The organism is Chryseobacterium sp. YR221 (assembly GCF_900176315.1).
GTDB classification, from domain to species: Bacteria; Bacteroidota; Bacteroidia; order Flavobacteriales; family Weeksellaceae; genus Chryseobacterium; species Chryseobacterium rhizosphaerae.
This window is the reverse complement of sequence record NZ_FWXM01000002.1, coordinates 388,257-402,531: the sequence shown is the minus strand read 5'-3', so window position 1 is coordinate 402,531 and position 14,275 is coordinate 388,257. Positions and strand designations below refer to the sequence as shown.

Below are 14,275 nucleotides of genomic sequence, written 5' to 3'. Positions count from 1 at the left end.
TATAATTGTTACCATAACAGTTATAGTGGCTTTTATTTTGCTTGCCTACAGGTCTTTTATCAGCAGAATTATAAAAGAGAAAAATGTACAGCATGAAGTAGAAGTCCTTCACCAGAAAAAGCTGGCACTGGAAAACATCAAAGCTCAGGAAGAAGAAAGAAAAAGAATAGCGGTAACTATTCATGATGATATCGGAAACAGGCTCAATATCCTTTCTTTATGGCTGAACAATCTCGATACTAAGGGAGATGAAATTATTAAAAAAAATATCTACAGTCAAATGTCTGCCCTGATTGATGCAGCCAGAAGTATTTCCCATTCATTATACCCTGTTAACCTGGAATCTGTAGGGCTGGTGCTGTATGTGGAAGAACTGATTGCTAATCTTTCCCATAAAATCAATATTTCAATGCAGGTAATGCCCGGGTACAAAAAGAAAGATCTTTTTGTGGAAGTACAGCTGTACAGGATTATTCAGGAATTTACCACCAATGTAATCAAACATTCTGATGCTACGGATATTTGGATCTATATTAAAGACTATCCTTATAATATGGCAGTTGTGATCTCAGATAATGGTCAGGGTTTCGATTACGATAAGGTGAAAAAAGGAATGGGTATTAAGAATATCGAATCCAGAATCCAGTCAATGAATGCCGCCTATAAATGGAAAAATACTTTTTTAAATAAAGGAAGTCGTATAATTATTAAAATTCCCAAACATAATGAGTTCCCAAATCAAGATAGCCCTGATAGATGATGAACAGCTGATCCTGGAAGGAGTAAAAATGCTGCTGTCCAATGAAAAAAATATATCGGTATGCGTTACGGCAGATAATGGTCCCGATTTTATTGAGCAACTGGAAAAAATTTCGGAAAATGATTTTCCTGATATTGCCCTGGTAGATGTTCAGATGAAACCCATGAATGGTTTTGAACTGGTAGAGATTCTTAAAGAAAAATATCCCGACCTGAAAATTATCATTCTTTCTTCCCATTACAAAACCTCTATTCTGGGGTATATGGTGAAGTTGGGAGTTTCTGCATTTCTTCCCAAAAACTCCAATAAAAAAATATTTATTGAAGCCATTACAATGGTCAATAAAAATGGAGTTTTCTTTACTGCGGAAGACCATCAGATGTTATTCACTTATATGAATAGCTCGGCAAAGAAAAATTCTCTTTTTGAAACAGAAGATGAGCTGTCTGAAAGAGAAAAAGATGTGGTAAAACTGATTTGTCAGGAATTTACCAATAATGAAATCGGCGAAAAACTCTTCATCAGTCCAAGAACAGTGGAAAGCCACAGACAACGGATTCTGGAGAAAATTGGAGCCAAAAACACAGTAGGCATAGTCATTTACGCCATAATAAACAATATTTATTCACTTGAAAAATTATAACCCCATTCCGTAGAAATACGGAATTTTTTATTTGGTACTTTTCACGCTAGTTTAGCATTCCTTTCTTCTGTTACTTTGAAAATATCCAGGTCAGAGACCTTTTGGATGAAATTTGAATGTAAAATGCAGATCAATCTGTAACATAAATGATTAAAAGAATGGAGGACAGCAACATAATTTCTGTTGGGATCTTCTTTGATGGTACTGGAAACAATGGAGTAAACGCTTTTTCGCCGGATAAACCACTAAAGAATAATGAAAGCTACTATGGTGCTTTTACCAATATTTACAAACTATACAACCTATTTCATGGGAATCAAAAAATATACATTGAAGGAATAGGAACAGTAATAGGAGGTGAAGACAATAATTTTGCCATGGCCACATGTGCAAACCCACCTTACGGTAACGGATATTCTTCCGACGATAAAATTCAGAAGGCAGATGCTTTTGTACAGGAAATAATCAGGGATGAAAATAAAGAATATCATTTCTATATCTATGGATTCGGGAGAGGAGGAATGCTTGCCCGGACTTTCTGTAACCGGCTTTTGGCTCATTATTCATCAATGCACATTAAAATTAAGTTTTTAGGAGCTTTTGATACTGTAGAGTCCAAACCTTTTAATACATACGATTTAAGTCTTTCCGGCATGGTAGAGCATGCACTTCACCTCTGTGCCATCAATGAATGCAGATTCTTTTTTCCACTCACAGGCTTTTTCGAAGATTCTAAAAGAATGCAGGATAAAAAATCTGAAGATTGGAATTCCGTATGGAAGGAAATATTTGTCCCCGGAGCTCATGCTGATGTGGGTGGTGGATATCTGGAAGGACCTCAGTCTGTCTATATCTCTACAGATTTTATAAATGATAATGATCTTGAGAATTATATCTCAGATATAAGAAACTCAAAAACCGATGCCGCAGGAAACCGGATTTGGGAGCATTTGTTTTCCAGTTATCAGATAGAGAATGAAGACCATTTTTCTCAGGCTTTTGTATCCCGGGATAAAGTATATAACCATCTTTCAAAAATATATGGAAAGCTTATGCTGGAAGAAACCAATAAGAATGCGGTAGTATTCGATGCTGATCTTGCAGAATTATATTTTGAAATAGATTCCGGAAAACATCCTTACCTCAATACGTTCTATACACAGCTTACAGAATATGTGAAATTGATCTCTATAGGTATAAAGCCGGCTTATAAGTATAATGAACTGGCAGATTATATCCATATTTCGGCTAATTTTGGATTATACAGCGATGCTTTACTGAAAAGGTCAGAATCCGAAATTAATGCAGAACTGATCAACAATGGTTTGAATGTCTCCAGCAGTACCTTAGTAGATAAGGAAAGTAAGAAAAGACTTTCTGTGGAACTTCATCTTCCCGAAGATAGTTTTGTAGCCGACTTTCTGTATGGAACCAATGTTCCGAATAATGATATCTGGACTCGCTCAATCGTAAAAACTCCGATAGCAATCAGAGTCAATGAAATTAACAATTAATCTCAATACTTTTCAGTTTTAAATTTAGGTTAGGGAGCATTCTTTTGGATGTTCCCTTTTATTTGTAAGGTATTTATTATCAATTGGGTATAATTACTGAAGGTGTAATTTGGTATTTTATACTGTAGTTTTTGGCTTCTAATTCTCGTTACTTTGAATTGTTCATTTAACGAAGCTTCAAAAATAAAATATGAGCAAAGGCGTATTCTGAAAAGCCCAATAACAAAAAGAGTAAGAACATCAAAAATTAAAACCAATGGAAAAGACACTCATTCAAACAGCAGCAACTACTGTATTCTCAATTGATTTCGATTTTACATCCAATGATCAAAAAACAATTTTACAGTATCTACAACAAAATAATTACAAACTAATGGGGTACAAAGGTGCTTCAGGACCTAATCAGGTTTCTACAGGAGTACCGGCATGGTTTGCTATAAGCTACCAGGAAATGTTTGGCGAAGTAGAAATTGACTATGAGCCAAAATACAAGGTATATATTTTCAATAAGTCAAATATTGGCACCAATACAACCATCCAGATGCAGGCATTATCCAGTGAAGTTCCTTTGGGGACCGCTGTAACTTTCCACCAGGACGGTTCTTTTTCTACTACTTCAGGAGCTCCGGCAGGAGTAATTACGGTGAAAAATGACAGAGGAGCAGGGACATCAAATATTACGGTAGGGCTTGCTGCAAAAGTGAATGGAGAATTTCAGCCTTTCTGTGCATTTATATGTACGCCACAAGGGTCTGTAAGTATGGAGCCCAATGAAAAAGTAGTTTTATTTGCAGCGCAGACTAATATGACTTCAGGATCTGTTACCGGGAACGCTACAGCACCTGGATGTAATTTTATATTCAGTGCTCAGAATATACAATATGATTTGCAGATGATCGCAGGAACTTATGGTATTGAAAGTGTACCTGGAGGAGCGCCTGTCAATCCTGTATCTTCAGGAGAATCATTGACGCAGCTTTTAAATATTTTCTAAAAAGATAAATCTTCCCGAAGGATCTAATTCCTTCGGGATTTTATTATGGATACTACATTAAACATATATTTTGATAAAAACGGAATAAACTATTTGACCCATACCAATCAGCTGGTAGGTATCATAAGATCTTATCCCGGAACAGCTGATTTGAAGTATATATGTCTGGCTTTTGAGCCTTTTATTAATAACAATCCATGTACTTTTTCAGACTCCTGGAAAGCATTGGCAAGTAGAATCCAGCCACAAAATATGGAGGTTTATAAAGATAGTGTATCAACAGATGCAGAATATGGGAACAGGTATTCAGTTTCAAATATCGGTTTTTATGGCACCCCCGGCAATTGCCCTTCGGAAGTCTTGGGGATAGACAATACGTCTACCTCTATTCTATATCCGGCCATTTCTCAGAAAATAAACGGGACTTTTGGCGTTTGCAATGCAGATTCTGCTTCTGTCAATACGATTATTTATTTTGATTACAGTGATGAGTTATGGCTTTTCACTGCAAGTGGAATCTCTTCCAATATGGCCATTTCTTCTTCTCTTTTGGTTCCCTCAGGAATGCAGGCCAGAAATGTGACTATCAATAAATACCTCACTATTGATTTTCAGGATGATACAGATGTGTATTTTGATTCAGCTACTAATGTATTCAAAATGGGAAAACTCCCTCAAAAAAAATAAGGAATCATGGAAAAAATAAATAGTACCACAGAAGATTATCTCTATGCATTAGGACAAAATAATTTAGTGTATAATGATGACTTCCGCTATTTCAGCAATCAGATATCCAGAAATGGGGCCATCATTTATGGTATTCCTGATGGATGGCTATATAACGATAGCGGAGCCAACGGAAAAATTTCTTTTGATTCAAATGCTAATCAGCTGGTTATTCTAAAAAGTCAGACTTCTGATGAAATGACTTTCAGACAGGCCCTTCATGAATTTCCAAGATGGAAACAGATGTTGCCCGGGGAAACAGTTTCTGCTCAGGTTGTTTTAAATTTAAAAGTGAGCGGAGATGTAACGGTACAATTATCCGATGGTATAGATTCCAGTTCGGTTACCGTATCTCAAACAGGCGACCATGAATTAAATCTGTTGCATATCATCAATCCCTTAGCAACGAAGCTCATGCTCACTGTTTTATCAAAAATTCCAAATGCCGAAATAAGAATTTCACGTTGCTGTACAAACTTAGGCTTAATTAGTCTTAAAAACCTTCCCTGTATTATTCAGGGAGTGATAGGGGAACGCAGACAATATATCGCTACGGAATTTGCCCCTGAAGGAGAATTTTCATTATGTAATCCTCCTGTTGAACTGGATGCCAATTATACAAGATTAAATTCAATACTTAATTATCGGTTCGGAAAGGGACCCAACGGATTTTCTATGTTATTGGATATGCGCGGATATTTCAGCCGGGCATGGAATAATCAAGCTACGGTAGACATGAATGCTACCGAAAGAAAAGCTCCTGGAACAGGAACCATTACAGGAGATCATGTCAGTACTTTTGAAAATGATATTTTTAAAAAGCATGATCATGGACTAAAGTTTTCCACGACAGCAATGATTCCCCCTGGGAATGGGCCGACTCCTATGAGTATTATTGATACAAAAAGTACCTCAAAAACAGATATTGAAGCAGATGGCCTGGAAACAAGACCTAAAAATATAGCGGAACTATATACCATCAAATGGGCTTAGCTCTATCCAACCTTCAATATACTTACTCCAATATTTTTTAACTCCAAAAACAATATATTATGACAGTTTCAGCATGGCTTAAAAAAGCCAATAAACTTTTAGACACTTGCAACTACGAGATCAGTATTAAAAATGGCAGCAAACCGATTACAATGTCTGAAGCTACCACTTTGAATGAATTGCAAAATGAAATAGGTTCTCACCATGGGATCAAACAGGTAAAATATAAAGAGGCTGCGGAAAGCCTTGAAGAAATGATTGTCATGGTGAAAGCGGGGCAAAAAACACCACCGCTCACTCCGGGATAGACATTTTTAAACTTTCTAAGATTTAGAAGTTTCAGAGGTAAACACAGAAATCTATGTTTTTAAACTATTTATTAAGACGATAAATTAAGTTTTGAATCTGGATTAAAAACTGTCCGAAAGGGGCAGTTTTTTTATTTCTGAACTATTTCATTTCTTTTTCCGTATTTTTGCCCTCGAAAATTCATTATTCATTATTAATTATTACTTAAAAAAATGCTTTCGGTTCAAGGTTTAGGATTACATCACTCGGGAAATTATTTATTTCAAAATGTAAATTTCACGATTAAAAAAGACGATAAAATTGGTTTAGTCGGTAAAAATGGAGCGGGGAAATCCACTTTATTGAAAATGCTTTCAGGAGAAATTAACTTCTTCGAAGGTGATGTTGTTGCTGAAGGAAGCGCAACAATCGGTTTCTTGAAACAGGATCTTGATTTTGTAAAAGGAAGAACCGTTTGGAACGAAACCATGCAGGCTTTTGAACAAATCAATGCCTGGAAAAATGAGCTTGAAGAGGTAAACCATCAGATGGCGACGAGAACCGACTACGAAAGCGATTCTTACACGGATCTGATTAATAAAATGACTGAGCTGAATGACCTTTTAATGAACCATGATGCCTACAATCTTGAAGGGGATATGGAAAAGGTACTGTTTGGTTTAGGTTTTAAAGCGGATGATTTCCAAAAGATCACCGATGAATTTTCAGGAGGATGGAGAATGAGAATCGAACTGGCAAAGCTTCTTCTTCAAAAGAATGACATTATGCTTCTCGATGAGCCTACTAATCACCTGGATATGGAATCCATCATCTGGCTGGAAAACTTTCTGAAAGACTATCCGGGAGCAATCGTTCTGGTAAGTCACGATAAGCAGTTTATGACGGCAGTTTGTAACCGAACTTTTGATATCAACAATAGAAAAGTAGATGATTACAAAGCCAATTATACAAAATATCTGATCATGCGTGAAGACCGCCGTGAGAAACTGATTCAGGCTAAAAAGAATCAGGATGCGGAAATCAAGCAGATGGAAGACAATATTAATAAGTTCAGAGCCAGTGCTACCAAAGCATCTTTTGCTCAGTCCCTTATTAAAAAATTAGATAAAATTGAACGTATCGAGGTTGATAATGAAGACGTTTCAAAATTCAATATCCGTTTCGTACAGTCTATGGTTCCCGGAAAAGTTATTTTTGAAGCTGATCATTTAGGGAAGGCTTACGGGAAAAAACAAATTTTTGATGATGTAGATTTCATCGTTCAGAGAGGAGATAGGATTGCACTTTTAGGACAGAACGGACAAGGAAAGACTACTTTAGCTAAAATTCTGGCCGGGGATATTAAAGATTATTCAGGTTCCTGGAATCTTGGACACAACGTAAACATCGGTTATTTTGCCCAAAATCAGGAAGAAGTTTTAACACCTAATAAAACAGTTTTGGAAGAAGCAGAAGATGCTGCTACGGAAGAAACAAGACCTAGAGTAAGAGATTTATTAGGATCTTTCTTATTTCAGGGAGAGGCTGTTTCTAAAAAAACAAAAGTACTTTCCGGAGGTGAGAGAAACCGTCTGGCACTTTGTAAACTATTACTTCGTCCTTTCAATACGTTGATTATGGATGAGCCTACCAACCACCTGGATATCCAGTCTAAAGAGATTATTAAGCTGGCTTTGCAGAATTTTGAAGGAACATTGATTGTCATTTCTCACGATAGAGAATTCCTTCAGGGGCTTTGTGATAAAATCTACGAATTCCGTGATGGAAAAATGAAAGAATTCCTTGGTGATATCAATGAATATCTGGAATACAGACAAAAAGAAACGATCAGAGAGATTTCTGCAGAAAAAGCTAAACTTCACAATGAAGAGCCAAAAGCAGAGGTGAAAAAAGCGGAAGCAAAACCTGTAGCTGCCAATCAGTCAACGATTGTAAGTAAAGAACAGAAAAATATACAGAATAAAATTAAAAAAGTAGAAGAGAAAATTTCCGAACTTGAAATTAAAGTGGAAGAAATGGAAGCTTCTTTTGCCAAAGAAAACCCTTCTGATGAAACGTTGGAGAAATACAATAAAACTAAAGAAGAATTAGATTCTGCATTGCAGGAATGGGAATACCTGGGAACTCAGGTTAACTAAACTAAAATATAAAAGCTTCATAAATTAAAATTATGAAGCTTTTTTTTGTAACATAACCCCATTCATTTCTACATATTACCAGTAAGCATAAAAGTAATTTAATAAAAGGGTAGCTCCAGAATTAAATTATTTTCATAATTTTGAAGAATGATTTTAAAAGAAAGCAGAAATCTGAAGAGTTTTATCTCCAAGCTATTGTTTGGAGTATATTTCCTCGCCCTGCTTTCTCAAAGCTTTCACCATCATGATTCTATGGACTACTTTAAAGGATTTAATCTTAAAAAGACCGAGAATACGATTACAAAAGCTATTACTAAAGAGAAAGCTGGCGACTGTCTGGCCTGCCACTTTTTGGTTACCGGACATACCTTAGCTCCTGAAGAATTCAGTTTTACTTTTGAGCACTATACGCATCAGGTAAAACAGATCATCGCCATTCAGGAGAAAATCTGGTCACAGACCAAATTTACCTTTCAGCTTCGGGGGCCTCCCACAATTTCATAATCAATACATTCATATTGGGTTTAAAGTTTCGTGCTTTAAAGTTCAATGGTTAATGCCCAAAAGTTTGAGGGGGGGGATACAGCAGTAGCTCATCTGATAGTTGTATTATTTTCATAATATCAGTCTCCGGCTTCTCATGACTAACATCCAACTTCTTTCATCATTAATACATTGCACTTTTACTTTTTACACTGTACATTATACATTGTACAAATTAAGATAAACCCATTCAACAAATTTTAACGAAAAATGTACCTGTTAAAAGGGTACGCAATCAATCTATTATAATGAAATTGATATATTGCCTGTTGCTGATCTTTTGTGGATCAGTATTTACAAGTGCACAGAAAATGTACACTGTACAAGGAACCGTTCAGGATTTTCATGATAAAACAATGCTGGAAAATGCAGTGGTGAAAATCGGAGGTTCTACAGTAAAAACAGATAAGAAAGGGAAATTTTCTTTTGATAAAATTCCTGCCGGAGAATATTCTCTTACGGCACAGCATCCTGATTGTCATGATTATACTGAAAATATAAAAGTTGATCAGGATATTCACGTGGTGATCACCCTGGAACATCATATTAAAGATATTGAAACCGTTACCATACACGGTAATCATAAATCCAACGGATCTTTAATTGTGAAGACTATTGATAAAAAAGAAATAGAAAGAAATGCCACAGATAACCTGGGAAATTTACTTTCTAAAATATCGGGAGTGGCCACATTAAAGACCGGAAATAATATTGCAAAACCTATTATCCATGGTTTATACGGAAGTCGTATTTCCATTCTCAATAATGGAGTAAAGCTTGCTGAGCAGGAATGGGGCGTGGAGCATGCTCCCAATGTAGACATTAATAATTTTCAGCATATTGATGTGATCAAAGGAGCGTCTGCTTTAAAGTACGGGAGTGATGCCATAGGTGGCGTTGTCATCATGGAACCGGAGATTTTTCCTAAAAAAGACACTATAAAAGGATCAGTCAACCTTTCGGGAATTTCCAACGGAAGAGGATTGGGGCTGGATGTAGATGTTGCCAAAATATGGAAAAACGGTTGGGCGGTAAAATCAGGAGGAAGTATTAAAAAGCTGGGTGATCAGCATACACCTGATTACAATCTGATGAATACAGGAATGGATTTCTCATCCTTTAATTTTACCGTGCAGAAAAATGAATATGACAAAGGAATTTCTTTTGATTATTATCTTACCAATCAGAATATTGGAATTTACAGAGGATCTCATGTAGGAAACAATAATGATTTCTATAATGCGATGACCTTAAAAATTCCGGTGTATACAGGAGACTTTAGCTATGATATTGATAATCCACGACAGGTTATCGAGCATCATATTGCGAAAGTTTCAGCTTTCAAAAGATTTGAAAATATTGGGAAAGTTTCTGCAACGTACAGTTTTCAGTATAACCATAGACAGGAATATGATGTAAGAAGAGGTGATCTTAAAGATACTCCTTCTTTGGATCTTGCCTTGATGACTCACCAATTTAATCTTAATGATTTATTGGAAAGAGAAAAATGGTCTCTTGAAACGGGGATTGATGCAAGTTTTCAAAATAATTATTCAGATCCGGCTACCAAAGCGAGACGTCTGATTCCTAATTATGACAAATATGCGGCGGGAATATATTCTGTATTTAAATATAAAATTTCACCGGAATTGAATGCTGAAGCTGGAGTAAGATATGACTTCACCCGTTATGATGTAACGAAATGGTATGACAAAAGTGATTGGAGCAACCGATATGCTGACTCATACCGTGAATTCTATATTAAAACGGATAAAAACAGAGTGTTGACACGTCCAAAAATTAATTATCAGAATGTTTCATTTAATGCAGGTCTGGAATACCATCCGAATGCAAATTTTAATTTGAAATTTAACTATGCAAAAGTGGGAAGAACACCCAATATTGCAGAGTTGTTTTCTGATGGATTACACCACTCTGCAGCGGTAATAGAAATAGGGGATATGGGACTGAAAAATGAAGACGGACATCAGTTTAACCTTACTGCGGATGCAAAATTCAATGTCCTTAAAGGATTGAATGTTTCTGTAAACCCTTACTTTTTCATAACTAAAAACTTTATTAATGAAATTCCAACGGGAGTACAGAATACAATAAGGGGAGTGTTTCCGGTGTGGTCATACCAGCAGATTGATGCAAAAATGTATGGTATAGACCTGGATATTAACTGGAAGCTTACAGATAACCTTTCTTATACAGGTAAAGGAAGTTATCTGTATGGGCAGGATGATACCCATAATGAACCGTTGATTCTGATGATGCCTCCTAATTTCTCCAATGCATTACAGTTTAAAAAAGAAAACTGGAATAATTTTTATTTCAATCTTGAAAATCAGACTTTTTTAAAACAAAGCAGATTTCCTGTCCATAATGCTTCAGTTACCATTTATGAAAATGGGGTGGAAGTTAATAAAACGGTGGATCTAAGTACACCACCAGCAGGGTTTTCCCTTTGGAATATCGGAACAGGAATTAATCTTAGCAAAAATCTTTCTGCAGGGCTTATTGTAAACAACATTTTTAATGTTTCGTACAGAAATTACCTTAACCGTATGCGTTTTTTCGCAGACGAAGCAGGAAGAAACTTTATTCTGAATTTTAGATACCGTTTCTAATATTCACTCTTAAAAACAAAATTTTTAATCTTAAATCAAAAAAATGAACAATTTATTCAATACTAAAAATATCACCAGATTATTAGCCGTTTTATTCATTACTTTCTCTGTAATGTCTTGTCAGAGAGATAATGCATCAGAAGAGGACGACCTTCCGCAAGAAGATCTTACCAATATTATTTTACTGGTTAAGGATGTGGCTGCACAAACAACAACAACTTATAATTATAGTGTTGGAGCAGGTGGAGCGCAGCCAATAAGCCTGGTAGATGGGAAAACATATGAAGTAGAAGTACAGTTTAAAAATGGAGATGAAGATTCTACCCAGGAGATCAAAGATGCAAAAGATGAACACTTTTTAGTATTCAACTTTCCTAATTCTGATCTTACTCTTACCCGTACAGATGATGCGAGCTCCACAAGAGCAGACCATAATCATGTTGGTTTGAAAACAAAATGGGTGGTGACTAAAGCCATTAAGAACGCATCAACACAAAGCCAGTTGATTTTAACGCTTTATCATGAACCTCAAACAGTCTCTGAAGCTTCTGCAGTAAGTGGAAACGGAGTAGTATACGGACAGCAAACCGGAGGTGAAACAGATGCCCAGGCTACTTATGGGATTATCAACTAAGCAGACCTTGAAAAAAGACAAATTTTAAATATCATATTTCGTAAAACCACTGATCATTCAGTGGTTTTCTAATTTATAAATATTTGAAGGCTAAGAATTTATTTGAAATGAGTTATTCTCATAAAAAATTCATATTTTTGCAACCTAAAATTTTAATCAATAATGAAGGTTACCGCACAAAACCATGATGACGTAAGTTCATTGCTTACTGTAACATTGGAGAAATCTGACTACAAAGAAAAAGTAGAAAAGCAATTGATTAATTATGCTAAAAATGCGCAAGTTCCTGGATTCAGAAAAGGGAAAGTGCCTTTAAGTATGGTTAAAAAACAATATGAAGCAGGGATTGCATTTGAAGAAATCAACAAGCAAGTTTCTGATGCTTTGAACAACTATGTTAATGAAAACAAATTAAGATTAGTTGGTCAGCCAGTTCCTCAGCCAGTGAATGAATTAGACTATAATGCTGATAAGATTGAGGTTGCTTTTGAAGTAGGGTATGAGCCTGAATTCACTATAGATTTAGCTAAATATGAGGCTCCTCACTATAAAGTAGAAGCTGCTGAAAAAGAAATCAACAAGAGTATTGAAAACATGCAGAAGCGTTTTGCTGAGCAAGTTCCTCAAGATAAAATCACTAAAGATTCTTATATCGCTTTAGAGGTTTCTCAGGTTGTGGAAGAGGATGCTGAAGGAGAGCACCACCACCACCCAAAGAACGTTACAGTTACTGCTGAAAACAAAGAAGCTTTCAAATTAGTAAAAGCTTTGAAAATGGATGAGTCTGTAAAAGTTTCTAAAGAAACTCTTGCTGGTGATGAAGAATTAGCTAAAGAATTAGGATTCAGCAAAGAAGAAGTAGAGCACTTACACCACAATGAGGTAGAAGTAAAAGTAAAAGACTTCTATTCATTAAACTTAGCTGAGCTTAACGAAGACTTATTCAACAAAGTATACGGAGAAGGAACAATCAAGTCTGAGGAGGAGCTTAAAGAAAAAGTAAAAACTGAATTAGACGAGTATTTCCAACAGAATGCTGATGTTCACTTTGTGAATAAAGTATTAGAGCAGGTAACAGAAAAAGAAGAAGTAAAACTTCCTGAAACGTTCCTTGTAAAATGGTTATTATTCTCTAACCAAAACATTCAGTCTGAGCAGCAGGCTAAAGAAATCTTAGAAGCAGAGAAAAACCAATTAAGATATCAGATCATCGAAGGTAAATTGATGACTGAGAACGAAATTCAGTTAGATTATGCTGATGTATTGGCACAAGCTGAGCAGTTAGTTAAAAACCAATTGGCTATCTATGGAATCCACCACTTAGGAGATGAGGAAATCCAGAAATATGCTGTTGAGATGCTAAAAGATCAGGAGCAAGTAAGACAAATCTCTTCTGAAGTAGCTATGGCTAAATTGAAAGATGTTATTCTTGAAAAAGCAACAAAAAAGGAAACTAAAATTTCTCACGACGAATTTTTAGAAGAACTTAAAAAATAATTATACACTGCTATAATATTTTAAAACCGTCAGTTTCTGGCGGTTTTTTTATTTGGATGTGCCCTTCATGTATGTCGGCCAATATTCATATATTTACCCTCTAAACTTATTATTACATATATGAAAAAGATTATCATTCCTTTTTTCTGTGCTGTGCTTTTCTCAGTTCCGGCAGCAGCTCAGAAGAAAGAAGCGGCTTCTGTTAAGACAGAGGCTACAACATCTAAACTGACTGCTAAAGAAGTAATAGATAATTATTTTAAGGCATTGGGAGGTAAAGATAAATTGGAGGCTGTAAAATCTACCATTACAGATAATACACTGAGTGTACAGGGGATGGAAATTACAATGTCTACTAAGAAATTAGGGAATAAATTTAAATCTGTTCAGTCTTTAATGGGACAGCAGATGGTTCAGCTTTTCGATGGTGAGAAAGGGTATTTTGATCAGATGGGAAAGAAAACAGATATTCCCGCAGATAAGATTGCTGATTTGAAAAAAGGAAGACCTGTAGATGCATTAGCTTTTGATGCAGCTAATTTCAAGACGGTAACTGTGGAGAATGTGGATGGTAAAAATTATAATGTACTGTCTTCAGAAAAAGGTAAATTTTACTTTGATGCAACTACTGCACTTTTGTATAAAACTGTTTCAGGAGAAGGAAATGTAACCATAAAGAGCTATATGACTGTTGATGGACTTCAATTCCCTTCCGAAGTAGATGCTGAAGGTGGAGGTCAGAAAGTGAATATCAAGACAACAAAATTGGTAATCAATTCCGGAGTAACGGACGCTGATTTTAAATAAGAACTTTTATCGATAAGAAAGCCGGATATTGTCCGGCTTTTTTTATGAACTATAATTAAAGTTTAACTATAGTTTAGAGCTATG

At 35.7% G+C, this 14,275-nt stretch carries 13 protein-coding genes; all 13 read left to right on the top strand.

Going from position 1 to position 14,275, the window contains the following annotated elements; genetic code table 11:
- Positions 1-25 precede the first annotated feature (25 nt).
- On the top strand, positions 26-760 hold the full coding sequence (locus B8967_RS06840) for a sensor histidine kinase (RefSeq protein WP_228406062.1): 735 nt from the start codon (positions 26-28) through the stop codon (positions 758-760).
- Entirely contained in the window at positions 726-1,403 is a 678-nt protein-coding gene (locus B8967_RS06835) for a response regulator transcription factor (protein ID WP_047488024.1), read from the top strand. The genes B8967_RS06840 and B8967_RS06835 overlap by 35 nt, the downstream gene beginning before the upstream one ends.
- A gap of 158 nt (positions 1,404-1,561) precedes the next feature.
- Positions 1,562-2,917: a phospholipase effector Tle1 domain-containing protein gene (locus B8967_RS06830; RefSeq protein ID WP_084085870.1), complete on the top strand. Its 1,356-nt coding sequence runs from the start codon at positions 1,562-1,564 to the stop codon at positions 2,915-2,917.
- A gap of 256 nt (positions 2,918-3,173) precedes the next feature.
- Positions 3,174-3,911 carry a hypothetical protein gene (locus B8967_RS06825; RefSeq protein WP_047488026.1) on the top strand — a complete coding sequence of 246 codons (738 nt, stop codon included), beginning with the start codon at positions 3,174-3,176 and terminating at the stop codon, positions 3,909-3,911.
- Positions 3,912-3,956: 45 nt separating this feature from the next.
- The gene (locus tag B8967_RS06820; protein WP_084085366.1) at positions 3,957-4,598 is read left to right on the top strand and encodes a hypothetical protein; all 642 of its coding nucleotides are present in this window, start codon (positions 3,957-3,959) and stop codon (positions 4,596-4,598) included.
- A gap of 6 nt (positions 4,599-4,604) precedes the next feature.
- A complete protein-coding gene (locus B8967_RS06815; protein ID WP_084085364.1) occupies positions 4,605-5,630 on the top strand; it encodes a hypothetical protein in 1,026 nt (341 codons plus the stop codon).
- 59 nt (positions 5,631-5,689) lie between these two features.
- Positions 5,690-5,938 carry a hypothetical protein gene (locus B8967_RS06810; protein WP_047488035.1) on the top strand — a complete coding sequence of 83 codons (249 nt, stop codon included), beginning with the start codon at positions 5,690-5,692 and terminating at the stop codon, positions 5,936-5,938.
- Positions 5,939-6,151: 213 nt separating this feature from the next.
- The gene (locus B8967_RS06805) at positions 6,152-8,077 is read left to right on the top strand and encodes an ABC-F family ATP-binding cassette domain-containing protein (protein WP_047488038.1); all 1,926 of its coding nucleotides are present in this window, start codon (positions 6,152-6,154) and stop codon (positions 8,075-8,077) included.
- A 147-nt stretch (positions 8,078-8,224) separates the two neighbouring features.
- Positions 8,225-8,581: a hypothetical protein gene (locus B8967_RS06800; protein WP_047488041.1), complete on the top strand. Its 357-nt coding sequence runs from the start codon at positions 8,225-8,227 to the stop codon at positions 8,579-8,581.
- A 350-nt stretch (positions 8,582-8,931) separates the two neighbouring features.
- Positions 8,932-11,253, top strand: coding sequence for a TonB-dependent receptor (locus B8967_RS06795; RefSeq protein WP_228406060.1), 2,322 nt, complete (start codon positions 8,932-8,934; stop codon positions 11,251-11,253).
- Positions 11,254-11,296: 43 nt separating this feature from the next.
- On the top strand, positions 11,297-11,887 hold the full coding sequence (locus B8967_RS06790; RefSeq protein WP_084085360.1) for a hypothetical protein: 591 nt from the start codon (positions 11,297-11,299) through the stop codon (positions 11,885-11,887).
- Positions 11,888-12,049: 162 nt separating this feature from the next.
- Positions 12,050-13,384, top strand: coding sequence for a trigger factor (locus tag B8967_RS06785; RefSeq protein WP_047488050.1), 1,335 nt, complete (start codon positions 12,050-12,052; stop codon positions 13,382-13,384).
- Between the two features lie 120 nt (positions 13,385-13,504).
- Positions 13,505-14,191 carry a hypothetical protein gene (locus tag B8967_RS06780; RefSeq protein WP_084085358.1) on the top strand — a complete coding sequence of 229 codons (687 nt, stop codon included), beginning with the start codon at positions 13,505-13,507 and terminating at the stop codon, positions 14,189-14,191.
- Positions 14,192-14,275 lie beyond the last annotated feature (84 nt).

What these genes read in the sequence shown, in the direction of transcription:
- B8967_RS06790 (WP_084085360.1), top strand. Translation starts at nt 11,297, where the DNA reads ATGAACAATTTATTCAATACTAAAAATATCACCAGATTATTAGCCGTT.
- B8967_RS06795 (WP_228406060.1), top strand. Translation starts at nt 8,932, where the DNA reads ATGTACACTGTACAAGGAACCGTTCAGGATTTTCATGATAAAACAATG.
- B8967_RS06830 (WP_084085870.1), top strand. Translation starts at nt 1,562, where the DNA reads ATGGAGGACAGCAACATAATTTCTGTTGGGATCTTCTTTGATGGTACT.
- B8967_RS06810 (WP_047488035.1), top strand. Translation starts at nt 5,690, where the DNA reads ATGACAGTTTCAGCATGGCTTAAAAAAGCCAATAAACTTTTAGACACT.
- B8967_RS06800 (WP_047488041.1), top strand. Translation starts at nt 8,225, where the DNA reads ATGATTTTAAAAGAAAGCAGAAATCTGAAGAGTTTTATCTCCAAGCTA.
- B8967_RS06805 (WP_047488038.1), top strand. Translation starts at nt 6,152, where the DNA reads ATGCTTTCGGTTCAAGGTTTAGGATTACATCACTCGGGAAATTATTTA.
- B8967_RS06835 (WP_047488024.1), top strand. Translation starts at nt 726, where the DNA reads ATGAGTTCCCAAATCAAGATAGCCCTGATAGATGATGAACAGCTGATC.
- B8967_RS06780 (WP_084085358.1), top strand. Translation starts at nt 13,505, where the DNA reads ATGAAAAAGATTATCATTCCTTTTTTCTGTGCTGTGCTTTTCTCAGTT.
- B8967_RS06785 (WP_047488050.1), top strand. Translation starts at nt 12,050, where the DNA reads ATGAAGGTTACCGCACAAAACCATGATGACGTAAGTTCATTGCTTACT.
- B8967_RS06815 (WP_084085364.1), top strand. Translation starts at nt 4,605, where the DNA reads ATGGAAAAAATAAATAGTACCACAGAAGATTATCTCTATGCATTAGGA.
- B8967_RS06825 (WP_047488026.1), top strand. Translation starts at nt 3,174, where the DNA reads ATGGAAAAGACACTCATTCAAACAGCAGCAACTACTGTATTCTCAATT.
- B8967_RS06820 (WP_084085366.1), top strand. Translation starts at nt 3,957, where the DNA reads ATGGATACTACATTAAACATATATTTTGATAAAAACGGAATAAACTAT.